The sequence below is a fragment of the Cyclobacteriaceae bacterium genome, from assembly GCA_030584025.1.
GTDB lineage: Bacteria > Bacteroidota > Bacteroidia > Cytophagales > Cyclobacteriaceae > UBA2336.
Window position 1 is genome coordinate 3,427,747 of record CP129487.1, and the last position, 24,144, is coordinate 3,451,890.

25 protein-coding genes are annotated in these 24,144 nt (G+C 43.2%); 14 read left to right on the forward strand and 11 right to left on the reverse strand.

Going from position 1 to position 24,144, the window contains the following annotated elements; genetic code table 11:
* Positions 1-25 precede the first annotated feature (25 nt).
* Together recO and QY309_15420 are read right to left on the reverse strand one after the other, a co-directional pair.
* On the reverse strand, positions 26-694 hold the full coding sequence (recO, locus tag QY309_15415) for a DNA repair protein RecO (GenBank protein ID WKZ59241.1): 669 nt from the start codon (positions 692-694) through the stop codon (positions 26-28).
* A gap of 476 nt (positions 695-1,170) precedes the next feature.
* The gene (locus tag QY309_15420; GenBank protein ID WKZ59242.1) at positions 1,171-2,463 is read right to left on the reverse strand and encodes a hypothetical protein; all 1,293 of its coding nucleotides are present in this window, start codon (positions 2,461-2,463) and stop codon (positions 1,171-1,173) included.
* A 276-nt stretch (positions 2,464-2,739) separates the two neighbouring features.
* Between QY309_15420 and rocD the strand changes: the two genes are divergently transcribed.
* The 3 genes from rocD to QY309_15435 are packed head-to-tail and all read left to right on the forward strand — an operon-like array spanning position 2,740 to position 6,460.
* Positions 2,740-3,987, forward strand: a complete 1,248-nt coding sequence (gene rocD, locus QY309_15425; protein WKZ59243.1) for an ornithine--oxo-acid transaminase — start codon at positions 2,740-2,742, stop codon at positions 3,985-3,987.
* 30 nt (positions 3,988-4,017) lie between these two features.
* A complete protein-coding gene (locus QY309_15430; GenBank protein ID WKZ59244.1) occupies positions 4,018-5,838 on the forward strand; it encodes a YARHG domain-containing protein in 1,821 nt (606 codons plus the stop codon).
* Positions 5,822-6,460 carry a DUF2306 domain-containing protein gene (locus QY309_15435; GenBank protein ID WKZ59245.1) on the forward strand — a complete coding sequence of 213 codons (639 nt, stop codon included), beginning with the start codon at positions 5,822-5,824 and terminating at the stop codon, positions 6,458-6,460. Before QY309_15430 ends, QY309_15435 begins: the two co-directional genes overlap by 17 nt.
* Before the next feature lie 7 nt (positions 6,461-6,467).
* Here QY309_15435 and QY309_15440 read toward each other — a convergent pair whose 3' ends face one another.
* Entirely contained in the window at positions 6,468-7,436 is a 969-nt protein-coding gene (locus tag QY309_15440) for a DNA-3-methyladenine glycosylase (GenBank protein WKZ59246.1), read from the reverse strand.
* 22 nt (positions 7,437-7,458) lie between these two features.
* Here QY309_15440 and QY309_15445 point away from each other — a divergent pair, with 22 nt between their 5' ends.
* Genes QY309_15445 through QY309_15455 form a run of 3 tightly spaced genes read left to right on the forward strand, consistent with a single transcriptional unit; the run spans position 7,459 to position 8,784 of the window.
* Positions 7,459-8,157: a 2OG-Fe(II) oxygenase gene (locus tag QY309_15445; GenBank protein WKZ59247.1), complete on the forward strand. Its 699-nt coding sequence runs from the start codon at positions 7,459-7,461 to the stop codon at positions 8,155-8,157.
* A complete protein-coding gene (locus QY309_15450) occupies positions 8,157-8,393 on the forward strand; it encodes an Ada metal-binding domain-containing protein (protein ID WKZ59248.1) in 237 nt (78 codons plus the stop codon). Before QY309_15445 ends, QY309_15450 begins: the two co-directional genes overlap by 1 nt.
* 40 nt (positions 8,394-8,433) lie before the next feature.
* The gene (locus tag QY309_15455; protein WKZ59249.1) at positions 8,434-8,784 is read left to right on the forward strand and encodes a DUF3307 domain-containing protein; all 351 of its coding nucleotides are present in this window, start codon (positions 8,434-8,436) and stop codon (positions 8,782-8,784) included.
* A 1-nt stretch (position 8,785) separates the two neighbouring features.
* Here QY309_15455 and QY309_15460 read toward each other — a convergent pair whose 3' ends face one another.
* Positions 8,786-11,146, reverse strand: coding sequence for an ABC transporter permease (locus QY309_15460; GenBank protein WKZ59250.1), 2,361 nt, complete (start codon positions 11,144-11,146; stop codon positions 8,786-8,788).
* 219 nt (positions 11,147-11,365) lie between these two features.
* Between QY309_15460 and QY309_15465 the strand changes: the two genes are divergently transcribed.
* Positions 11,366-11,938 (forward strand): hypothetical protein, encoded by a 573-nt coding sequence (locus tag QY309_15465; protein ID WKZ59251.1) that lies wholly within the window; start codon positions 11,366-11,368, stop codon positions 11,936-11,938.
* 54 nt (positions 11,939-11,992) lie between these two features.
* Here QY309_15465 and QY309_15470 read toward each other — a convergent pair whose 3' ends face one another.
* Complete coding sequence (locus QY309_15470) at positions 11,993-12,670, reverse strand: alpha/beta hydrolase (protein ID WKZ59252.1); 678 nt, start codon at positions 12,668-12,670, stop codon at positions 11,993-11,995.
* On the reverse strand, positions 12,667-13,527 hold the full coding sequence (gene prmC, locus QY309_15475; GenBank protein WKZ59253.1) for a peptide chain release factor N(5)-glutamine methyltransferase: 861 nt from the start codon (positions 13,525-13,527) through the stop codon (positions 12,667-12,669). The genes QY309_15470 and prmC overlap by 4 nt, the downstream gene beginning before the upstream one ends.
* Positions 13,528-13,592: 65 nt before the next feature.
* Here prmC and ribD point away from each other — a divergent pair, with 65 nt between their 5' ends.
* The 7 genes from ribD (at position 13,593) to QY309_15510 (ending at position 18,909) form a co-directional block, all read left to right on the forward strand.
* A complete protein-coding gene (gene ribD, locus QY309_15480) occupies positions 13,593-14,633 on the forward strand; it encodes a bifunctional diaminohydroxyphosphoribosylaminopyrimidine deaminase/5-amino-6-(5-phosphoribosylamino)uracil reductase RibD (protein ID WKZ59254.1) in 1,041 nt (346 codons plus the stop codon).
* Positions 14,633-14,992 (forward strand): cupin domain-containing protein, encoded by a 360-nt coding sequence (locus QY309_15485; protein ID WKZ61711.1) that lies wholly within the window; start codon positions 14,633-14,635, stop codon positions 14,990-14,992. The genes ribD and QY309_15485 overlap by 1 nt, the downstream gene beginning before the upstream one ends.
* 11 nt (positions 14,993-15,003) lie before the next feature.
* Entirely contained in the window at positions 15,004-15,222 is a 219-nt protein-coding gene (locus QY309_15490; protein ID WKZ59255.1) for a type II toxin-antitoxin system HicB family antitoxin, read from the forward strand.
* 184 nt (positions 15,223-15,406) lie between these two features.
* Positions 15,407-15,910 (forward strand): GAF domain-containing protein, encoded by a 504-nt coding sequence (locus tag QY309_15495; protein WKZ59256.1) that lies wholly within the window; start codon positions 15,407-15,409, stop codon positions 15,908-15,910.
* Between the two features lie 107 nt (positions 15,911-16,017).
* Complete coding sequence (locus QY309_15500) at positions 16,018-17,058, forward strand: hypothetical protein (GenBank protein WKZ59257.1); 1,041 nt, start codon at positions 16,018-16,020, stop codon at positions 17,056-17,058.
* A 13-nt stretch (positions 17,059-17,071) separates the two neighbouring features.
* Complete coding sequence (locus QY309_15505; GenBank protein ID WKZ59258.1) at positions 17,072-18,211, forward strand: histidinol-phosphate transaminase; 1,140 nt, start codon at positions 17,072-17,074, stop codon at positions 18,209-18,211.
* A gap of 17 nt (positions 18,212-18,228) precedes the next feature.
* Entirely contained in the window at positions 18,229-18,909 is a 681-nt protein-coding gene (locus tag QY309_15510) for a hypothetical protein (protein WKZ59259.1), read from the forward strand.
* Here QY309_15510 and QY309_15515 read toward each other — a convergent pair.
* The 5 genes from QY309_15515 to QY309_15535 form a co-directional block, all read right to left on the reverse strand.
* On the reverse strand, positions 18,876-20,018 hold the full coding sequence (locus tag QY309_15515; protein WKZ59260.1) for an acyl-CoA desaturase: 1,143 nt from the start codon (positions 20,016-20,018) through the stop codon (positions 18,876-18,878). The two genes, QY309_15510 and QY309_15515, sit on opposite strands and share 34 nt — an antisense overlap.
* 125 nt (positions 20,019-20,143) lie before the next feature.
* Positions 20,144-20,800, reverse strand: coding sequence for a phosphatidylserine decarboxylase family protein (locus QY309_15520; protein ID WKZ59261.1), 657 nt, complete (start codon positions 20,798-20,800; stop codon positions 20,144-20,146).
* Positions 20,801-20,911: 111 nt separating this feature from the next.
* Positions 20,912-22,186: a Glu/Leu/Phe/Val dehydrogenase gene (locus QY309_15525; GenBank protein WKZ59262.1), complete on the reverse strand. Its 1,275-nt coding sequence runs from the start codon at positions 22,184-22,186 to the stop codon at positions 20,912-20,914.
* 150 nt (positions 22,187-22,336) lie between these two features.
* Positions 22,337-23,167, reverse strand: coding sequence for a phosphatidate cytidylyltransferase (locus tag QY309_15530; GenBank protein WKZ59263.1), 831 nt, complete (start codon positions 23,165-23,167; stop codon positions 22,337-22,339).
* Entirely contained in the window at positions 23,160-24,089 is a 930-nt protein-coding gene (locus tag QY309_15535) for a type II CAAX endopeptidase family protein (protein WKZ59264.1), read from the reverse strand. The genes QY309_15530 and QY309_15535 overlap by 8 nt, the downstream gene beginning before the upstream one ends.
* Positions 24,090-24,144 lie beyond the last annotated feature (55 nt).

A 24,144-nucleotide genomic window follows, 5' to 3' on the forward strand; every position in this document is an offset into this window, starting at 1 on the left:
ATTCATAGATTTCAACGTGGGCAAATTACGTGAATATTTCTTTCAAAACCGGCACCGACTTAAACTCACCTAGTGTATCCAAATGATCTTTGTAAAAATTAAGAAGCGCGTCCAGCAAATCCCTGCGCTGGATTACCGACATAGGCAAATGTGTGTCGTACTCCGCATTCAATAATACCTCAATCAACGGTTCCAATGAGTTATCCACCACTCTGCGGCCCGTAACTTCGTGCACGTGATGTGCCCCAAATCCCAAAAACCGGCTGAGCTTCACCAGAAAGATCAGGTGAAAGTTCTCAAAATTATGTGCTGCATCATCCAGGGTTATTATTGAATCGGAAATAAACGCATACAATTCCTGTGCGTGACTTTCATCCTTAACCGCTTTGTTCAGCAATTCAGCCAGAAACATGGCAATGGTTGATTTCTTCACATCGGTATGCAAGGAGTGGTATTGGTGCAGGCATTTTACCTCCTTCATGCGTTTTACCTGCGCATTCTCTTTGTAATACACCACCATATCCAACAACGTAAGCGGTTGGTATAATGCTATTTTCCCTTTTGCGGATGCACTGCGGACACCATTTACAATGTAACTCTGCAAACCGAAAGCCTCGGTGAAGATGTTCACAATGATGGAGGTATCCCCGAACTTGGTGAAGCGAAAAACAATGCCGGGGGTTTTATGAAGCATGGTGCAAAGGTATGGTTTTCGCAGGCATTGTATGTTTCAAAATATGCTACAAAGTACAGCTCTTTAATTTTCCCCTGCCCTTCGTGCCATGGATATTCATCGCATTAAATACCTCATGAACGTGGCACGATAAACTTCATTCAACTAGCCCCGTGCTTACGCACAGGGCTAGTAAGATTTCGCTCCTACGGAGCTTATATCTTAACGAAATTTATGAGAGACGGGGTTTTGAGATATATCATTTGTTAGCGGGCGTTCCTTCCCAAACTCTTTATTTCATAACGTATTTATCTAAAGGAGCTTCTGTCAACTGAATTGATATGTTTTGGATGTTGGACCTGGTCCTTTCAATTTTATAGGGATGTTAATCGCTAGACTTTTTTGCAGACCAAACTTAAAAATTGGGATGACTTCGTCATCCCGATTACCATCGGGATTCCTCGCAATCACGGCAACTGTTTATTGTTTAGAGTCAATTACTTCTCAAACAAATCCTTCTGCGTTTCTTCCTTGGGCTTATCCGTATACAAAGGAAGTTTGTTCAGGTTTTTGGTGAGCATGGATTCATCCATCTCAATGCCCTTTTGTTCGGCATCGGTTTTACGTTCGCGTATTTCGATTTCAAGTTCCTTGTTGCTGATCTGTCGTGCCCTGCGCTCAATAGGCGGGTTGAGTTTTTCGGCTTTCTCAAATTCAATCACCTTGTCAAGGAAATCTTTTGGCAAGTCGGCCTCACTGCGATACACCAGTTCAAAAAACTGTTTCGCAAAAAAACCATCAATCTGTATTCTTCTTTTTGAGAGGTGCACAAACTTGCCAATCACACGGCAAATGTTTTCGCGTTCTTCCGGACTCAGCTGTTCGGCAAATTCGTATTCTTCAATTTTTCGCAGCGAAAGAATAATGGGCTCCAGCGCGTCAATGGAAATAACATAAACCGTGTAATCGCTCAGCTTGTATTCGAATTGCTCTACAACCTCAAGTGTATTGGTAGGTACCACCAAAAAAACTTCTCTTCGTACATTTTCTTCCTTTACGTACTTGCTTACACTTTCAGCCTGATTTCGTAAATACAACGGAAAGTTGGACAAGTCATCGCTACCCGGACTTTTCGCATCAAACACAATAAACTCATCGTTGATCTTTAAGGTATTGTCAGGCTTACCTTTAAATGGAACCGACTCCATATACTCCACGCCATGCCGGTTGCAAATAATTTTTATCCGGTTTTTAACATCTGCTTCGTGTTTCGACCAGGTTTCTTTTAGTCTGCGGAGTTTTTCGTAGGCAGCCTGCTTTTCTTTTTCTTCTTTGTCGTGGCGTTCTTTCAAAATATCCTCACGCAATTTCACCAGTTGATGGATGGCCTTCTCGTGTTCCGTTCTGCGTTGTTCGTCTTTGGTTTTCAGTTGCAGAATTTCTTCCCGTAGCCGATTACATTCCCGGTCTAACAAATCAGCTTTTTGTTTAAACGACTCCTTTTCGTTGGCCAGTTCTGTGCCTCGCTTTAAGTAGTTATCGTTTTTCTCTTTCAGTACACTGTTTTCTTTTTGAAAGGTGATTTTGTCATCGGATAACCGCTCAATCGAGCTTTCAAGTTTTCGGTTTTCGGCCTGTAACGCACCCATTCCCGATACCAATCGTTGAAGTTCAGCACTTGTTTCAACCAACAACGCCCTGATTCTGCCCCAATGGAATAACCTGTCCCACAGCGTGAACGTTTTCAGCTCGTTAAAAAGTCGCTTAATGTTATCGATGCCATTCTCCATAGCGGTAAAGTTAATTCAATTCTGTTGATGCTGTGGCCAATATCCTTACCAACAACTGACAAAGTGTGTCAGTTGTTGGAAGCGATAAAGAACGCATTGGCTTTCAGTGCCTTATTTGGTATCTTGCCCCCGATTTACACAAGGAGTCACCTTGAAAGTAGAGACTGTCAGGTTGAGCTTGTCGAAACCTGATATGCTGTGAAGCAATAGCCTTCGACAAGCTCAGGCTGACATTGAAGCTTTACTTTGAGGTGGCATAAAAAACTCTAAATTTTTATGGTAGAAGCGATTACAAACAGCCGGGAAGCTATTTTGTTGGAAGATCAGTATGGCGCATACAACTATCATCCGCTGCCGGTGGTGTTAAGCAAAGGTGAAGGTGTGTTTTTGTGGGATGTGGAAGGCAAGCGTTACTACGATTTTCTGTCGGCTTACAGTGCCGTTAACCAGGGGCATTGCCACCCGCGCATCATCAATGCGCTGATTGAACAAGCCAAAGAACTCACGTTAACCTCACGCGCGTTTTATAACGACAAACTCGGACTGGCTGAGAAATATGTGTGCGAAACATTCGGCTACCAGAAAGCGCTGTTTATGAACAGCGGTGCCGAGGCCAACGAAACGGCCATTAAGCTGGCCCGCAAGTGGGGCTACACCTATAAGGGTATACCAGAAAATGAAGCGGTGATTGTAGCCGTGAAGAAAAATTTTCACGGACGAACCACCACCATCATTTCTGCATCTACTGATCCTTCGGCCCGCAAAGGTTTTGGTCCGTTTATGCCGGGCTTTGAAATTGTTGATTACGATAACGTGCCTGCGCTTGAGAAGGCATTGGCCAACCCCAACGTGTGTGGGTTGTGGATTGAGCCGATACAAGGTGAAGCCGGAGTTTACGTACCCGCAGTAGGTTATTTGAAAGCGGCAGAGAAATTGAGCAAGCAGCACAATGTGTTGTTGATGATGGATGAAATTCAAACCGGCATTGCGCGCACAGGAAAAATGCTGGCGAGCGAACACGAAGACGTTCGCCCTGATTTATTGATTTTAGGTAAAGCCTTAAGTGGCGGGGTGCTTCCGGTTTCAGTGGTATTGGCCGATGATGAGGTTATGCTGGTGATCAAACCGGGTGAGCATGGTTCTACGTTTGGCGGCAATCCGTTGGCTGCTGTGGTGTGCATGGAAGCCTTACAAGTGGTTAAAGATGAAAAGCTTGCCGAACGTGCCGATCAGCTTGGAAAAATTTTCCGCGACCGCATGACCGCGCTGATTAAAAAATCGGATATGGTTACGCTGGTGCGCGGCAAGGGTTTGCTCAACGCGATTGTGATCAACGACACTCCGCAAAGTGAAACCGCATGGAATATTTGTGTTGAGTTTTCGAAGCACGGTTTACTGGCCAAGCCAACGCATGGAAATATCATTCGTCTGGCACCACCGTTGGTGATAACGGAAGAGCAGCTTCATGAGTGTTGCGATATTATTGAGCGGGTTGTGTTGGATCACGCAAAGCATAGAAAGTAGAAATTATTCTTGACTGAATTATCTCTTAATATGAAAAGACTTTTTATTCTTCCCCTTATAGTATTTACTTTTTCCTGCTCCAACGAAGATAATTCAGCTAAAGTTAAATCTTTTGTATTCGAGTGGATCGAAGCTATTCAATCTTCTAATGAAAAATCTATACGAAGACTGTACTCACCAACGTTTCAAATACCCTCAATAATTTGGAATAGACCTACGGGATTATCCCTATCCTTTAATACGGATGATCTAAGCATAGAGCTTAAATCTGATGAAACAAATGTCGTAGTTGTTCAATTGCCTTTCGATATCAGTTCCGATATAGGAGATTACAGATCAACATCTCAGCTCGTACTTGAAATCGAAGAATTCAAAGAGGATCAGTTTCGGATCAAAACGATGCTGCCTTCATTTGTTCAAAGAATTAAGGAGTATGGTGTTTGGCAGGAAGTAACGAATCAAAGGAATGGAGATAATATTATAAGAGGAGATTCAATTTTGAATAGAATAGTTGACATGGCAAAAGTAATAAGCGCCCAGTATGATACTGTTCCATTCTTTGCAATTGATAATGGGATTGTGGTTTTCTATGTAGTTGATGGAAATTGGACTTACCCATATAAATACGATGATCAGCGTGACAAAGGTGATTATCGAGTAGGTGTTGTAACTTCAGAAAACCGTGTTATTGTTCCGGTTAATTATGATAAAGTTTACAATTTTCATGGAAGCTTTTTAGGAATGATTGAGGTGGAGTTAAATGGTAAGAAGGGATTGTATACAGTTGATGGTAGTCTTTTCGTTCCTGTTGAATTTGACGGTATTTATCCATATAAAAAGGAGTCCAATGTCCTTGCTCAGGTAAGAAAGGGAAATCAGTATGGCTGGATTGACACAAAAGGAGTGGTGCATTTTGATTATGAATCGCATCAAGACAAAAATTTATTTCGATCACCGGTAGAATCAGGTTTGGTAACCGAATGGGAATTCAGATACCCAGGTGATCTTATTCTATACAGAGAAGTAGATGCTGAGTTTGATGAATATGAAAGTACTGGTCTGCTTATTTATCCATCTTATTTGAAGGATCTCGGAATAACACCAATAGCAAATGCTTATGTAGCCATCGAAAATGAATCGAGCTATTCAATGGGTATGAACTTCACTTCAATTAAAGTTGAAAAAGTTTATTCTGCCATGGATAGACTTTATTCATTGATAAGCTCATTTGTTGAGTCAGGAGCCGATGCAAGAGAATATCACTTTGGAAAGGACCAGCTTCAAGTTGTCGATTATGAACTCAACCCAGTTTCAAGTGTGAAGGAATTGCTCTCAAACAGTTTAGACTATGCGGGCCCTTGCAACGAATATTCCTATAAGAGTATTTCGAACACACTCTTTGAAGTAACAAATAGAAAGGAGTACAAATACTTTAGCGTAACTGATAATGGTAGTATAGAGGAACTTACAACAAACAGGCAATTCGGCTTTACAAAATTTGTAAAAATTGACGAAAGTTATTTTTCAACTTGTGATGCAGAGTTTGTTGATTGGGAGAATTACGACTGGTCTTCCCAAAAGCCAAACATGGTTATAACAAAAAATCTATCAAAAGATCAGCTTGACATTATGAGAAACGAAATTTTTGCGGAGTATGGATTTAAATTCAAAACAGAGAAATGGAAAACCTATTTTGAGGATAAATCATGGTATACCCCTGCAAATGACAACGTAGATCATCTGTTAACTGAGATTGACAGGCACAACATTCAATTTATTCTAGAGTATTTGAAAAGGCATAAGGAAATAATTGTACAGCGAGATTCAGTACTATATGTTCCGGCTGGTTGATCGATTTGTTATATATTCCTTTCTGATTTTCACCATTCTCGTTTTAGTTTCTATTTATTATATCAATGCACCCCTGTTTGCTGGAGAGCAAACTGATCTTCTGAAATCTAAGTATGAACTGGTTAAGAGCACAGTCTATCTCCCATCATTTTATGCTCATGTTTATACCTCTGGACTAATAATATTGATGGGTTTGTTTCTGCTTTTCGAGAGGAGGAGAAAGAGACTTCCTCAAATTCATAAACTGGTAGGCAAAGTGAGTATCATTTTGATATTGGGTGTATCTGCGCCATCAGGATTGTTAATGAGTTTTTATGCTAATGGTAATTTTTTAGCCAAGCTGGGGTTTGCTGTATTGGCCATTTTGTGGTGGCTGGTCACATTAAAGGCGTTTCAAGCAGCAAAAAAAAGGGATTGGGATATCCATGAGCAATTTGCGTACAGAAGCTTTTGTCTGTCATTTGCAGCTATTTTACTACGGTTTCTTTCTTTTGTTTTTGCTACCCTAGGATATAGAGGTGAGGAAGTTTATACTTTGATTGTTTGGTTAAGCTGGGTGCCATCTTTGGTAATCCTTGAAATTTGGCTACGCAATAAAACAAGTAGAATGAGGGTGAAATAAAAATTACTTACAAACTTTTCCACAAATAAAGCGTAGCGTACGCCTCCCAACCTACGTATTTCTTAAAGATCTTTTTAACGCGATCAAGGCTTGGTTTTTTGTCAAGACCAAGTTGATTTTTCAGCGCATTGTGCAAGCCGGCATCTTCTAATGGAAAAGCATCGGGGTAACGAAAGGTTTTCATGAGGGCGTAATTGGCTGTCCAGTTGCCAACACCTTTTATGGTCATTAGTTTTTCTTTTGCTTCCGTGAGAGCTAAATCTTTAAGCTGATGTTTTGAAATGCTTCCTTCAGCAAATGCCTGCGCGATGCCTGTCGTGTATTTACTTTTTTGTCGTGAAAACTGGAGTGGAAGCAGGTCTTCATCGGTCAGGGTTGCTACTTTTTCGGGTGATGGAAAAAGGTGGTAGGTATTTCCGTTCCAGCATACGGCCTCCCCAAATTTTTCAACAAACCGCTGCTTCAAGGTGTAGGCAAAACCAAGGTTAATCTGTTGTCCGAGCACTGCCCATACTAGCGACTCAAACAAGTCCGGCTGACCAACAATGCGGTAGCCGAAATATTTTTTGATCAGGGGTTTCAGCAATTCGTCTTTTTTAGCGAGCTGGTAAAATGGTTTGAGATCAGTTTCAAGGTCGAACCATTCGGTTACAAATTGTTTTGTTTTTTCCTGCTGTGATGTTGAGGGCTTGGTGTTTATAAAATCGATTATCAGCGTATTCTTTTTCTCACTTACAGAGAACAAAACAATTTCATTGTCGATTGGTATGGCCTTGTATACCGAGTTACCTTCGAGGGTATGCAGCAATTCTTTTGGGGACCGTTTTAAAAACTGCAGGCAATGTTCATAGCTGAATTCCTCCGGAAGGGTGAGCGTAAGCTTCATGCGTAAATGTACAAGTATCAAAGGTGGCAAAGCAAGCGGTGCAAGCAAGTCCGCAAGTTTCAGGTTGAAGCGTACAGAGGTGGCGTTCACTTTTGTATTGAAAATTTTGAAAATGAAATCGATTCAATCCATGAACTGGACTGAGATAATTGAATCTCTCAACGCAAAAGGATACGCCATTATTCCGGAAGTGCTTTCAAAGCCTGAGTGCGAACACCTGCAAGGTTTTTATGAGGATGATCAACTCTTTCGCAGGGTGATTTCCATGGAACGATACCGCTTTGGTAAAGGGGAGTACAAGTATTTTAATTATCCACTACCGCCAATCATCCAGGTTTTACGAGAAAGTTTTTATCAACCCTTATCAACATTAGCCAATGGGTGGATGCAAAAGTTGCGCGTTGAAATTCAATATCCGGAGCAGCATCAGAAATTACTCGAATTATGCAAAGCAAAAAATCAACTCCGCCCGACACCACTTATACTACGGTATCAACCTGGTGGGTATAATACCTTGCATCAGGATTTGTATGGCGAAGTTTACTTTCCCTTTCAGGTTGTTTTTGTGTTAACGCAGCAAGGTGTTGAACACGAGGGAGGTGATTTGGTGCTTACCGAACAACTGCCACGTGCGCAATCCAGAGTAGAAGTTATCCGGCCTAATCAGGGCGATGCGGTAATTTTTACCACCAACTTCAGACCGGTGGCCGGTAAACGTGGATTTTACAAGTCGCGCATGAGGCACGGTGTGAGCGAGGTCAAGCACGGGCAACGATTTGCGTTGGGATTGATTTTTCACGATGCCGCCTGATGTGGTATCATAAACACGTAACTAAGGAAGAACTGAGGCATTTGTTGCGCAACAGGGAAGTAGTGCTGGCTGGGAATCTGCGTTTAAAAATTTATGGGACACTGCGGTGTTATTCAGGCAAACGCATGAAGCGCGAGAATCGGGTATTTTTTCAGCATGAGGAGGAGGCGAGGTTGCTTGGGTATAGGCCTTGTAAGAATTGCGGACGAAAAAATTCAAGTTTCAAGTCAGTGTAGATTTTTTGCTCAATATGCATTAGCTTGAAGTCTTGCAATTATGGAGCTACATCCACTCATTACTATTTTGTTCGCACATTGGGTTGCCGACTTTCTGTTTCAAACCGAAACGATGGCACTCAACAAAAGCAAAAGCATAAAATGGCTCAGCGTTCATGTACTCACCTACACGATTGTATTGCTTGGCTTTTCATTACTGCTGCTGGATGGGCAAACTGCCTTACTATTTGCCGGAGTAAATGGAACACTGCATTGGGTTACCGATTTTTTTACCAGCAAACTCACAACAGCTTACCACAATAACCGCAGGGTTTTCTTTCTCATCATTGGGCTGGATCAGTTTATCCATTCCGCCACCTTGATTATGGCGTGGGAATATTTCAGCCTTTAGGTTACTCGTTCCGTAACGAATTTACCGGGTTGGCCATAGCTGCTTTGGCTACTTGATAGATAACGATCAAAAGGGAAAGCACCATCACACCAATTGCGGTGAATATAAATACTTCCCAACCAAGCACAGTACGGTAAGCATAGTTATTCAGAAAGCCCTTCATTAGCCACCAGGCAATCGGACAACCAACCACAGCAGCAATCAGACTGAGCACTACAAAGTCGCGGGTGATCAAGGTAACAAGTCCACTTACGGAAGCGCCCAATGTTTTTCGAATGCTGATTTCCTTTTTTCTTCGTTCGGCTGTGTAAGCAGCTAACCCAAGCAGGCCTAAAGCAGATATGACAATTGCCATGGCGGTGAAGCCGAGGGCCAACGTACCGGTAACCTGTTCGGTTTTGTAAAGTTTGCCGAAGCTTTCATCCATAAAGGTGTATTCGAACGGGTATTCCGGACTGAATTTTTTGTACGTAGCCTGAATGTGTTCGATGGCTGCCTGAGCCTGTGCGGGTTCAACGCGTGCATAAACCAATCCGCCCCATTGCGGATTGCACATAAATACAATCGGGTCAATGGCTTCATGCATAGAGCGGCTGTGAAAATCATCCACAACGCCAACAACGGTTCCTTCTGTTCCCCACAGGGAAATACGCTGACCAACAGGTTCAGTTAATCCCATTTGTTCAACGGCACGTTGGGTGAGTACGAAATTGCTTGTGTCATTAAATTCGCGTGAGAAAAGTCTTCCTGACTGCAGAGAGAAGTTAAGCGTTTGCAATACATCAAAGTCGACAACCACGGCACGGAAATATGGATTTTCTCCTTCCGGCTTGCCCGACCAGTTTACCGATGAGGTTTGATTTTGAATCTGGATGAAAGAACCGTTGGCTTTACCCATATTGGTAACGGTGGTACTCTTGAGTACTTCATTTCTGAATACTTCAAAATCGCGGTTGGTGGCGCCACGCACCGCAAACATGACCACCGATTCGCGGTTGTATCCCAGGTTTTTCTGTTGAATAAATTGCATCTGGTTATGCACGACAATGGCACTGGCTATGAGTACTACGGTAAGTGTAAATTGAAAAATGACCAATGCCCTGCGCAGGTTCATGCCACTAAAGGTGGTGGAAAGATTGCCTTTCAACACGGAAGCAGGACGATAAGACGAAAGCACAAGTGCAGGGTAACTGCCGGCAATAATGCCCGTGATCAATACAATGCCCAGGGCGGTTAACCAAATCATGCCATCACCGAAATCAAGTACAATATTTTTGGAAACCAGTAAGTTGAACAAGGGCAGCAGCGTATACACCACACCAAATGCCACCAACATGGAAACTGCACTGAACAGCATCGCTTCCATCATGAATTGAAAAATCAGACTTCTTCGCTGTGCCCCAACCACTTTTCGAACTCCTACTTCGCGTGCGCGGGTTGCTGCTTTGGCTGTAGCCATGTTCATAAAATTGATACAGGCGATGATCAGTATAAAAACGGCCACGATAGAAAATATTTTTACATACTCCATGCGTCCGCCAGCAGGTACTCCATTTTCAAAATTGGAGCGCAGGTAACGTTCCGAAAAAGGCTGCACATACAGATCCATGTAGTCTGTTCCCTCTTCTGATGCGGTAACCTTGTCGAGTTGAACATTTACTTTTTCACGGAAGGCATTGATGTCGCTCTGTTCAGCTAAGGTGAGGTATAGCCAGTAGTCGGCATTGTTCCAACTGAAGTTTTCGCCTCGTTCATCACGGTGAATATCGAACGGGAGAATAAAATCAAACTGAAGGGTTGAGCTTTTGGGTGGATTGGCAAATACAGCTGTTACCTTTTGTTCATACTGTTTACGAACGGTTACGGTTTTGCCAATCGGATCATCGTTACCAAAAAGTTTTTGAGCCAGGGTTTCAGAAATGGCTACGGAGCGCTTATCGCGAATCGGATTTTCTGCATCTCCGTGAACGATGGGAAAAGTAAAGACTTTAAAGAATTCAGAGTTACTGTAGTATCCATTCTCCATAAACCCCTTTTCGTCAACCTGAAAGAGGTGCTCGCCTTCATTATAAACCTGTGTGATGTGGGTTACTTCTTCAAAATTCGTTCTGATTTCTTCGGCCAGCGGCCCCGGTGTGTTGTCCCAGGTAATTACCTGATCGGGGCGCTTGATGTTTAACACCACCTGGTACAAGCGGTCAATACGCTCATGAAATGAATTCATGTTTACCTCATCGTGTACCCATAGGTAAATAAACAGGGCGCAGGCCAGTCCGGTGGCCAGTCCAATCACATTAATAAAGGAGTAGAATTGTTGGCGAGTGAAGTTGCGCAGCGCAACGAGCAGGTAATTACGAATCATAATAATTTTTTCGAAAGACTGTTATTTATGCAAAATGTTGCAATCGTCACCTGCTTTTACTGAAATGGTTGCGCAGGGTTACAGTCGGGCGAATATTCTTTTAAATTTTTGTCTGAAAGGCCATAAATCAGGCATCAAGTTTCATCAAAATTTGGGAAACAAGCCAATTCATCTGGTTTGGTTTGAATATGTTCCTGTTTGGTTAATTTAACAGTAATTATGTCGTCACACCACATTGTTCGGGAAAATCAGGAGCCTGCGTTGCTTATTGCAGATGCTGAAAATCTTCCATTTATATGGATTGAACAATTGCTGGAGTGGAGCCCAACTGTTATTGTACTGGAGTCCGCACTCGAAACCGTGCTGAGCTGGGGAATAAAATTAGATATGGTGATCAGTGCACCGGAGCAGGTGAGTGGATATGTGAAGTTGCTAAATGATCAGGCACCTGTGAAGATTTTAAGTCATCATACACCAGATCACCCAATAAATACCGGCATGATGTTTTTAACGGCAGGAAAGTATAAAGCGGTAAATGTGGTGGGTGCTGCGCCTGACTTGGTTGAAGCTTTTGCTGACCGCCTGGATGTAGTAACTTTTTTTGAAGGCAAGCGGTGGATTTTTACCCGCAACGGAAAATTTGAAAAGTGGGTAAGTCGGGGAACGCAATTTGAATTTCCGGAGAATGTAAAACCAATTGGTGGCTTAGATGCACAAGGTCTTGCCATAAAAGATGGTGTGGTAAAGGCCGAAGCCGATTTTCCATTTTGGGTTGGAGAGGTGCTTCTGTAGCCTGGTTAAATGTTTTTCTGCTTTAAGAAAAGAGACCACGAAGACTCCAAGGCACTAAGCTTTTATTAACTCGACAAGTTTATTCAATTCAACTTTTTCAATGGGATGAGGTGTATTTTCCAAAAGCTCGAACGTTCCGTTCGGTAACCAATCCGCTACTTGTTCCGAATATTTTCGATCGGCCATATCGTCCTGATCGCCAAGGCAGATTATAATTTTATGCTGAATGGTTTTCAGGTTTTCTTCGGTAAGCAATGGTTGGTTTCCCAGGCCCAGCATCATGCCGCGGGTTTTGTTCAATAATTCTTTCCAGTCGTTAGGGGAGTGGCGGTGTTCCAGTATGCGCGCGAAGGCAGGCACTTTTTCCAGAATTTTTTCAGCGTTTAGTTTTCGGACTTCCTGTTCAGCCGATTCAGGTGACCAATCGAATTTGGTGCCGAGTGTAGTAATTTTACCAACACGTTCCGGATGTTTTAAAGCAAGCCAAACCGCCACATACCCGCCCATGCTGTATCCGAATAGATCAACCTGATTAAGGGTTTGATTGTCAAGAAATGCCAACACATCATCAGCAAAAGTTTCAATGCCAAATGATCCCCGAAAGGGTGTGCCACTATGCCCTGAAAAGTTGAGCATGAGAACAGCTCTTCCCTGAGCCTCCAGGTTTTGCTTTAACGGTTCAAGTTGAGATGACGAGCCAAGGGCTCCGTGAAGCAGAAGAACAGGATTCATGCAGGATTCCAGGTTGCGAGTACAAAACGATTTTTACCATGCATGTCTTTAATGAGGGCAACATCGGTGTAATTTTCGGATTCAAATACGGAAACAGTTTCGTTGCCGTATAGGGCGTTGATTTCCACCACGACTTTGCCTCCCGGTTTTAGCACTTTTTTTCCACGCGCTGCAATGGCTTTATAAAAAACCAATGGATCATTGTCGGGAACAAAAAGTGCCACATGGGGTTCGTGATCCAATACATGTTGCTGCATGGATTCCTTTTCTTGCTGCGTCACGTAGGGCGGGTTGCTTACAATAACATCAAGATCATGTACGGGAATGTCTTCGTGCAGGATGTCATGTTTAAGTAACTTGACCTGAGGCTCAAGTCGCTCAATATTTTTTTGAGCGATTGTTAACGCTTCATTACTTACATCGGTGGCATACACTTCGGCATGGGGCATCAATGACTTTAATGAGATGGCAATGCAACCGCTTCCCGTTCCAATGTCGAGTATGCGAACGGTGGTTTCTTCACCGGTGGCAGGAGGAAACGGAACCTGTTTTACCAGTTCTTCGGTTTCGGGGCGCGGAATCAACACAGCCGGACTAACCAGAAATCGTCTTCCAAGAAACTCCTCATCACCCAAAACATATTGAATCGGCTCATGGTCGTTTAGTCGTTGCGCAATGGTAACCAACTTGTTTTGTACATCCGTTGGTATCTCTACCTCTTTTTCCATTAATATTTCAGTGGTGGATAACCCCAACTCATGTTCCATAACCATGAAGCCGAGCTGCTGAATTTCTTCTGCAGATTCCTCCAGCTTGATTTTTTCTACAAATTCTGCATGCAGCTTTTTTGCGTTCATAGGCCTTTTGAAAATCTTTCTTCGCGAAAACTGTTGTAAGTTTACATCCACCTGTAAAATTAACAATGAAGAAACACGATCACCACATTGATGAGCTTTTTATGCAGCGTTGTCTGGAATTGGCTGCATTGGGCCGTGGAACTGTGAGCCCGAATCCGTTGGTGGGATGTGTTATTGTGCATAATGATAGAATAATTGGAGAGGGCTGGCATAAAAAATTTGGTGAAGCACATGCGGAAGTAAATGCGGTAGCTGCTGTTGAAAATCAGGAATTACTGAAAGAGAGCACCGTGTATGTCAATCTTGAACCGTGCTCACATTTTGGTAAAACCCCACCGTGTGTTGATCTGTTGATTCGTCATCAGGTAAAAAAAGTAGTAATCGCGAATCTCGACACACATCCAAACGTTTCTGGTGAGGGAATAAAAAAACTACGTGAGGCCGGCATTGAAGTGATTACCGGAATACTGGATAAGCAAGGGCGTGAGTTAAACAAACGTTTCTTTACCGATGTAGAGAAAAAGCGCCCATACATTATTTTAAAATGGGCGCAGACTGCGGATGGATTTATCGCGCAAGCCAATTACGATTCGAAATGGATCAGCAACGAATTTTCACGACAACTGGTGCATAAGTGGCGCAGTGAAGAGGATGCCATATTGTTGGGGACTAAAACGGTGTTTCACGATAACCCGCAATTGAATGTTCGGGAGTGGACGGGAAGAAATCCGGTTCGTATTGTGATTGATCGGTTTTTAAAATTGAGTGAAAAGCTGAACGTGTTTGACCGCAGTCAGAAGACAATTGTGTATAATGTATTGAAGCACGAAGAGCACGACAACTTGATTCTGGCGCGTATTGATGAAACGGATTTCCTGCCACAACTTTTACAGGATTTGCACAAACGCGGCATTCAATCCGTAATCGTAGAAGGTGGTGCGCAAACCTTACAATTTTTCATATCAAGTGGATTGTGGGATGAGGCACGTATTTTCCAAGCTACACGCATCTTTGGAAAGGGAATTAAAGCACCTGAACTGAAAGGAAAACTTTCTTCAACGGAAACCGTTTCGACAGATACCTTGTTTACATACCACCCATTATGATGGAAAAGATTAATCTAAAAGAAAAATTTGCTCAGTTTACAGATCATTGGAATCCAAGGATCATTGGTGAACTGAATGGACAGCAAGTAAAGGTTACCAAATTAAAGGGCGAGTTTTTCTGGCATCATCACGAGCATGAAGATGAACTGTTTTTGATCATCAAAGGAAAATTAAAGATTGAGTTTCGGGATAGGACCGTTGAAATTGGTGAAGGTGAATTTATTATTGTTCCCCGCGGTATAGAGCACAGGCCAGTGGCTGATGAAGAGGTGGAAGTAATGCTGTTTGAACCGGCCTCAACGTTGAACACGGGGAATGTGGAGAATGAAAGGACAAAGAGAGTTTTGGATAAGATTTAGTAACTTGAGTTATGAAATTTACAATAGTAATAGAAAAGTCGGAAGATGGATGGTACGTAGGCCAATTGGAAGAAGTGCCTGCAGCCATTTCTCAGGGGAAGACAATCGAAGAATGTAAAGCCAATGTGTTGGACGCCCTGCTTGAAATATTTGATACAAATCGTGAACTGATAGAAGTAGAGTACCGTGGTAGAAATGTAATTAAGGACTCTGTTGAATTGGTTGGATGAAGCGAAAAGAATTCCTGAGGCATTTGCATGCGCAGGGATGCGTTTTGTTGCGGGAAGGAAGCAATCATTCAATCTATCAAAATCCAATAAATAAAAAGCAAACTGCAGTAGGGCGTCATCCCGAACTTTCTGATTTATTGTGTAGAAAAATCTGTAAACAACTGGAAATTCCCTTTACAAATTAATGGCTGAAGAACTCATCATATCCACATCAACTGATAAGCAGCAGCGTTACGAAACGCTGGTTCCACAAATCGAGGCACTTGTTTCTGGCGAACCGGATGTTGTGGCTAACTTATCGAACATTGCTGCAGCCCTAAAGCAAACCATGAATTATTTCTGGGTGGGTTTTTACCTGGTTAAAGATAATTCCATGCCTACCGGCAGGCAGGAACTCGTGCTCGGGCCCTTTCAAGGACCAATTGCCTGTACCCGAATTGGATTGGGTAAAGGTGTGTGCGGAACTTCCTGGAAGGAAAGGCGCACGATCATCGTTCCTAATGTGGATGAATTCCCCGGCCACATTGCGTGTAGCTCGGCATCAAAATCTGAAATTGTATTGCCCGCATTTAAAAACAACGAGGTTTTTCTGGTATTGGATGTCGACAGCGATAGCCTGAACGACTTTGACGAAGTGGATGAAAAATACCTGGAGCAAGTGATGCGGATTATTGAGCGTTTCATTTAACAGTTGATTTCCCCCATAAGGAAGGGGAACTTTTCCGGTTCTGTAAAATCCTCTTTTTAATCGGAGGTACATTTGCTACATTCGTAAGCCTTCTCAATCAGGCTGGTATGGCTAAATTCATTACAGGCGTTTTTGTAACGCTTTCCTTTTTAGTGGGTGCACAAATCGGTTCCAAAGTTCAACAACAATCAGGCATTCATGGAGTCTGGACCAACAATCAATTTGGTTATCAGATGACGCTGATGTTAAACAAAGATGGCTCTGGCGAATTTGATGGTGCGCCCATGAAGTATGTACTTTCCGGAAGCACGCTTTCGCTGACTATGGACGGAGCAACAACGAAGTATACCTATGCACAGCAAGGAAATTCGCTTACCCTTTCGGGTGGTGATATTGATGGTAATATTATTTTTTCGCGGCAGGGTGTAGGTGCGGTCAACACACCAGCACAACCTACACAGTCTTCAAACCTTCCTGCGGTACAACAAGGTAATTCTATGAATGCAACTTCAGGTGGCAGTATTGTGGGCACATGGAGTGGCAATGGCGAAACCATTGAGTTTAAAAATAATGGCCAATGTTTATACATGGGTCAAACCATGGCGTATCAAATATCCGGTAATAATATTGTGCTGCAAACGCAACAGGGTCAGGTTCCGTTGGCTTATTCATTAAATGGAAATCAACTAACCATTTCGGGTGGCGGGTTGAGCTACACGTATTCCCGAGGAGGTTCGGGTACAACGAATACAGGAACACCGATGTCACCCGGAACAGGAACCCCTGGCAAAGGCCGCGTGGCGCAGGAACTTGTTGGTAAATGGTGCTGGACGAACGTGACCTCTACCAACTCGGGTGGATCAACTTCAGAGCGATGCATTACGCTAAACGCAGATGGAACATACCAGTATGCGGCTGAGCGATCATCAAGTGTGAACACAAACGCATACTATGGGGGAACGAATTCACAAAGCAGTGATCAAGGTACCTGGACGTATGATGGCGTTCGCATTTATTACAACTCGCAGATGGGGCAAGGTTCTGGATCATATGCGTTGGAGAAACGCAACCATCCTAAAAATGGTGATCCCATGATTGTGTTGGATGGCGAACCGTATGTAACGTATTATCAAAAACCAAGGTGGTAAAAAATAAAAGATTATGACAACACGCAGACAATGGTTGAAATCAGCGCTGGCAGCGGGTGCAGGTTTACCCCTGAGTTTAACCTTAGCCAATGAGTTAATGGCCGCACCGGTGAGTCGGGCGGAGTGGTTGTATGGTATTGAACCAAAAAACTTGAATCAACTTGTTCGGTTGGGGTCAAATGAAAATCCGTATGGTCCTTCTGATAAAGCACGCAAAGCCATTATTGCCAGCATAAGTGAAGGAAACCGCTATGCGCATGGTGTGGCTCAAGATCTACGCAAAGTAATTGCTGCGCGTGAAGGTGTAGCACCGGAAAACGTGTTGTTGGGTGGTGGCTCATCTGAGTTGCTTTGCCTTACCGGCATCTCTGTTGGCCTGGAAGGCGGTTCCGTACTGTCAGCATTCCCAACTTTCCGCCTGTTGATGGATTATGCACAGAAATTTAATGCCCGTTGGGATCAGGTAAACCTGGATGATAACATGGTGCATGATCTGGAGGCTATGGCATCTGCGGTTAAGGGTGATACTAAAATTATTTTTGTTGTGAATCCAAACAATCCTACCGGTACTGTTTTGGACACTGAAAAACTAAAATCGTTTTGCATAGAAACGAGTAAGCGGGCTACCGTGTTTGTGGATGAAGCCTATATCGAATTTCTGGATCAATACGAAAGTAAATCCATGGTGCAGTTGGTGAAGGAGGGACATAATGCAATTGTATGCAGAACATTTTCAAAAATTTATGGCCTCGCAGGTTTACGCATTGGTTATTTAATTGGTCAACCCGATACGCTGAAGAAAATTGCCTCGAAGCAAATGTGGGGCAATTATAACCAGGCGGGTTTAGCTGCAGCCGCGGCCAGCTTAGAGGATAAGGATTTTGTGGCCATGACACGCAAGAAAAATGCAGAGGCCCGTCAGCACTTGTTCAATTACCTCGACAGCAAAAAATGGTCGTATGGAAAATCAGTAGCCAACGTGGTATTTTTTCCTGCTCCGATAGATGGAAAAACCATTCTTGAAGAAACCGAGAAGAAGGGGTATCAAATTCGCGTGTGGGATTATGCGGGTAAGGAATGGTGCCGGGTAAGCATCGGCACACTGGAGGAAATGAAAGGATTTACAAAAGCGTTTGATCAGGTAATTGCGTAACTAACCAAAGCCAGTCGATGAAGAAACTCTCACTTGCAAAATATAACATCGACTGGCCTAATCATTTAATTGGTTTTTTCAGCGCCCTCTTTGGAATCTTGATTGCATTTGAGTTAGACGAGTGGCGCGAGCGGCATAATCAGCAAGAACTGGCCGATATTGCCTTTTCCAGGATGCTGACAGAAATAGAGTTTAATCAGAATATTCTTCATGCCAATGTAAATGAAAACCTCGATCGCATTCGGGTATTGGATAACCTAACCGCCAAACTCAACGATCAACTTCTCTTTATTGGTGAGGCGCGTGAAGCAGATTCGCTTAATCAACATTACTCCAATTATATCCACATTGAAACGGATATTAACCAAACGGATCGGGCAGGAAAACCAACCTATATTGGCGTGTCCTCATTGTCTATGATTCCTCAACATACATCCGCCTGGGAATCGGCTAAAGCAACCGGTGCCCTTAATTTTTTAGGATATGAACGGGTAATTGCGTTATCAACAGTATATAATTATTCCAGTATAGTTGAAGAGCTCAAGGCCATCCATGAACTCTCCAAAAAGGCAGATAACATTTCAATACGATCTCAACTCAGGCTTTACCTGGATGAAGTTGAAAAATCCTTGAAAATTGTGGAGCGCGAACTGGCGGAGTACGATCAGTTCGTTAGCATACTCAATTCATTTGATTGATGTTGGGAGACAGCCATTGCAGGTCGCTTTCCCAACTCCTTCAACAAACGCGTATGCCCGGCCAATGCACTGATAAACGTTGGCTCTGATTTATAAGGCAGACCAAATTCATGAGCAGTTTCGCGCACGATTTTGGAAATCTTGCGGTAGTGCACGTGACAAATATTGGGGAATAAATGATGTTCTACCTGATAATTTAATCCACCTACATACCAGGAAAGAATTCGGTTGCTATGCGCAAAGTTGGTGGTTGTGTGCAATTGGTGAATGGCCCACGTATTTTCAAGCACACCCTCCTGATTGGGTTCCGGGTATTCTGTTCCGTCAATAACGTGTGCCGGTTGAAAGATAATGGCCAGTATGAAACCAGCAATGTAATGCATGCCCATTATACCGAGCAAAATCTGCCACCAGGCATATGGAGTCAGTAACACCGGTATAACAAAAATGTATCCTACGAAAACTGCTTTGGAGACTAACAAAATAGTCCACTCCGTTAATGCGTTTGTTTTTTGCTTTTTTACCAGTCCATCTTTTTGATAGCGAATGATTCTGACAAAATCTTTCACCAAAATCCATACGATGGTCATGAGGCCATAGAAAAACCATGCGTATAAGTGTTGAAAACGATGGAAAGGTTTCCATTCAGAGCTTGGGTGCATGCGCAAAATGCCACGCGGACTAATGTCTTCATCGGCATCGTGAACGTTCGTATAGGTATGGTGCAATACATTGTGCTGTACTTTCCAGTTGAATGCGTTAGCACCAATAAGATTTAAAGAATATCCGATAAGATTATTTACCCAGGCTTTGTTGGAGTACGCACCGTGATTGGCATCGTGCATAACAGAAAGGCCAATACCGGCAACACCAAGTCCCATGGCAACTACCAGGGCGATAACGCCCCAACCGTTGGTGACCACACCTGAAATGATAAGGGCATATGGCGTAAAATAAAGGGCAAACATGAAAATTGATTTGATGATCATGTGTGCGTTAGCCTGACGGCTGATGTTGTTGTTTTTAAAGTAATCGTTAACGCGTTGATTAAGGGTGACGAAGAAATCTTGTTTAACTCTAGGAAATTTAATGGAGGAGGCTCTGCTCATAAAATGTGATAAAAATTGTGTTGAATAATCTTTAAAGATACGAATAAGGCAGGAAAATGCCCTTTTACGATGGGTGAATTGTAAGGAAACGGCCAATAGGCCGTATAAACGGATATATTTTGAAGTTAAAATTCGGCAATAACGGTCTTGCCACCGGTGGTTTTATCGCCCAGGTTTACGGTGATTTTTGCATCAAGGGGCAGAAAAATGTCTACTCGCGACCCGAATTTGATGAACCCGAACTCAGCGCCTTGTTCCAGTTTTTGACCTTCCGAAACGTAACATTTGATTCTTCGCGCCAATGCACCGGCAATCTGGCGAAATAGAATTTCTACACCGTTATCCATTTTAGCTACCACCGTAGTGCGCTCATTTTCTGTACTTGATTTCGGGTGCCACGCAACTAAATATTTACCTTCATGATAGCGGTAGTAGCTGATGGTGCCGCCAACGGGCATGCGATTAACGTGTACGTTGATGGGCGACATGAAAATGGAAACCTGTTTGCGTTTGCCTTTCAGGTATTCGGTTTCTTCGGCCTCTTCAATCACAACTACTTTCCCATCAGCCGGAGCAATAACCTGTTTGGGATTTTTCTGAACGGTAAAAATTGGGTTTCTGAAAAATTGAAGTACGATCAGGTAGAAAACCACACCTACACCAATCACGATGTTGCGGATAAGTTGTTGTTCTGGAAAGAAGTAATCGAATGCCCATATAATCGCCACCAAAATGATTAATAATACAAACAGCAACGTGCGGCCTTCTTTGTGAATGGTCATCTTTAAATTGAATTGTGTGAATCTAAATGGCAAAGGTAAGGCATTTACCTGAACGAATAAAAAAAGCAGCAAGGTTCACTTGCTGCCTCAGGTTTGGAAATAGTTTGTGAATTAGTATCCTCCGCGATACTTGTATGTTTTCGCAACTTTGTCGATGGCCACCATATACGCGGCTGTACGCATGGGCACTTTATAATCGTTGGCGGTTTTGTACACGTTGTTAAACGCATCTTTCATAATTCTGTCTGATCTGCGGTTAACACGCTCAGCTTCCCACTTATAACCTAAACGGTTTTGTACCCACTCAAAATACGATACCGTAACACCACCGGCATTAGCCAAAATATCGGGCACTACAATGATTCCTTTTTCATTGATGATGCTATCGGCTTTGGATGATGTTGGTCCGTTTGCACCTTCCACAATTAATTTGGCTTTAATATTGGGTGCATTGCTCGCCTTGATTACATCTTCAGTGGCCGCTGGCACTAATACATCTACCGGAAGAATCAACAGATCTTCACCACTGATTTTTTCAGCGCCATCAAATCCTTCGAGAGAACCTTTGTTCTTATCGCGATAGGCTACGGCAGCCTCAATATCAATTCCTTTTTCGTTATAGTATGCTCCTGAAATGTCGCTAACGGCTTGCACGATCAAACCGCGTTCGGCTAACAGACGCGCGGCCCATGACCCTACGTTACCAAATCCTTGCACAGCACAGGTGGCCTTGTACGGATTGATTTTCATTTTCTCCATCGCGGTCAAGGTAGAAACCATTACACCACGACCGGTTGCTTCAGTTCTGCCAAGTGAACCACCAAGCACCAAAGGCTTACCGGTTACTACTGCATTAACAGTCATGCCTTGTGTTTTGGAATATTCATCCATTAACCAGGCCATTTCTCTTGGGCCGGTTCCCATATCCGGTGCCGGAATATCACGATCCGGACCGAAGATATCGATCATCGCGCTGGTATAGGAACGGGTTAATCGTTCAATCTCTCCGGCCGACATCTGGCGTGGGTTACAGGTAATGCCACCCTTGGCACCACCATACGGAATATCCACCACGGCACACTTCCAGGTCATCCATGCGGCAAGTGCCTTTACTTCATCCAGGTTTACATGTGGATCGTATCGGATACCGCCTTTTGACGGACCGAGAATATTGGAGTGTACTACGCGGTACCCTTCAAACACACGGATGGTTCCATCATCCATGGTTACGGGGAGCGAGACGATTACCTGGCGTGCAGGTGATTTTAATACGTTATAGATTTCATCTTCCAATCCAAGAATCTGGGAGGCTTCGTGAAACCTCGACATCATTGCTTCAAATGGATTTTCCTTGTCTTTTAAAGGTGCAGGTTCTATGTATGCCATAAATGTTAAAAAGTAGCGGTAAAAGTAGCGTTTTTTGAGTGACAGCAATCTGATTTAAATCACTTAAAACGGACAGCTAAATCGGTTGCAAAGATATAGGAATTTCCATTCGCCCTTCGCTGGTTTTACACGAAAAGGGAATTGTCAGGATCAGAAAAGCTCCAGATAAGCAACAATAAAAGGTGCTGAAATAAACAACCCATCAAATCGGTCTAAAAAGCCGCCATGCCCGGGTAAACTATCCCCCGAATCCTTGATGGCCATGCTTCTTTTAAGCAGGGATTCTACCAGATCACCGAATGTGCCTCCGATAATAATCAGCAAGGCAACAATCATCCAGTTAACAACACTCAGGCTTTGGAAATACAGGCTTAAACCGTAGGTCATAGCCATAGCCAATGCCGCACCCCCCCAAAATCCTTCCCACGATTTTTTGGGCGAAATGCGTTCAAACAGTTTATGTTTTCCAAACAATGTTCCGGCAAAGTATGCACCGGTATCACTGGCCCATAAAATCAAAAAAGAACCCAGAATGATCTCATAATTATAGTAGCCGTCATCAAATGCGGCATGGTTCAACAGTGCAAAAGGAACAGCAATGTAAAAGATACCCAAAAAGGTATACGCGATGTTGGTGAAAGGCTTCAGTTCCGTTTTTTTGTAGAGCTTGATCATGTACGCCAACGAGATCAGAGGAAAAAGCAACAGGTAGTACCGAGATGAAATGTTTCCCCGTTCTACAAAAAAGGAAAGTGCGTAAATCACCACACCGCTTAATGTTCCCAATGTTTTTAGCGGAATTAATCCGTCAAGACCGGCCAGCTTATAAAACTCAAGTAACGAGAAAAAGCAGATGAACAGGAAAACAGCAAAGTACGTCCACTCACCATAGGCAACACCGGCAATAATGGCTGCAGCACCAAATACAGCTGTAATCAGTCGCTGGGTGAGGTTGTTATAACGGGATAAAATTTTACTCACGCGTAAAAGTTGAAGGTTTGGTGTTGTAAAGCTTTCGGAAATAAACCAAAAGTGCAAATGTGGAAACAATCCCAACCATTACCCAGGGCCAGGGTGCAGCCTCTTCGCTTTCCATGTCGAGTTCAGATATTCCCTGATTATACAAATGCAACATGATAAGCGTAAAACCATTGTGGAAGAAGTGAGCAAACATGGGAATAATCAAGTTACCCGACCAATGATACAAGTAGCCAAACAAGGCACCCAACAACACACGTGGAACAAAACCAAAAAACTGCATGTGAATAGCGCTGAATAAAATGGCGGCAACCCAAATGGCGAGGTGCGGATTTCCTGTTCCGCGCTTCAATTCATTTTGAATCAACCCACGAAATACTAGTTCTTCACCAATTCCCGGAAGGATGGCAATCACAATAAAACCAATAATCAAATCGCGTTGCGATTGAAAGTTGGTGAGCACCTTCGTAAGTTCCATCAAAGCATCTTCGCGTTCGCGCGCCCAGTCGGCAAAGTTTTCCATGAACTCCGGAAACTGCAGGTGCATGTTCCATTCAATTACCGGAGAAAGCGCCACTTGAAATCCAATGCCGATCATCATCAGTACAGGAATAAGCAACAACCATTTTTCGTTGAAGTTAAAGAGTTTGCTTACCGGTTTTCGCTCCGAAAACTGAACATATAATAATGGGAACAAGATCAAGCCAATGAATGCAGCAAAAGTCTGGGTGATCATGAGCGGAAGAAACGCGGAATAATCCGGGTTAGCCATCATGGAAAGCAAGTCGCCTTCATAAAACAAGGCGGCAACGGCCAACCCAATGCCTGGACCCACCAGCAAAAAACCAACACCTACCAGAATGATTATAAACAGCAGGGAAACAACGGGATGACGATCGGAAACTTGAATGTCTTCAGAACTCATGATGCGGAAAGTACCAGGCGGCAAAAATCTGCAAATCCATTGAAATACGTGTTAT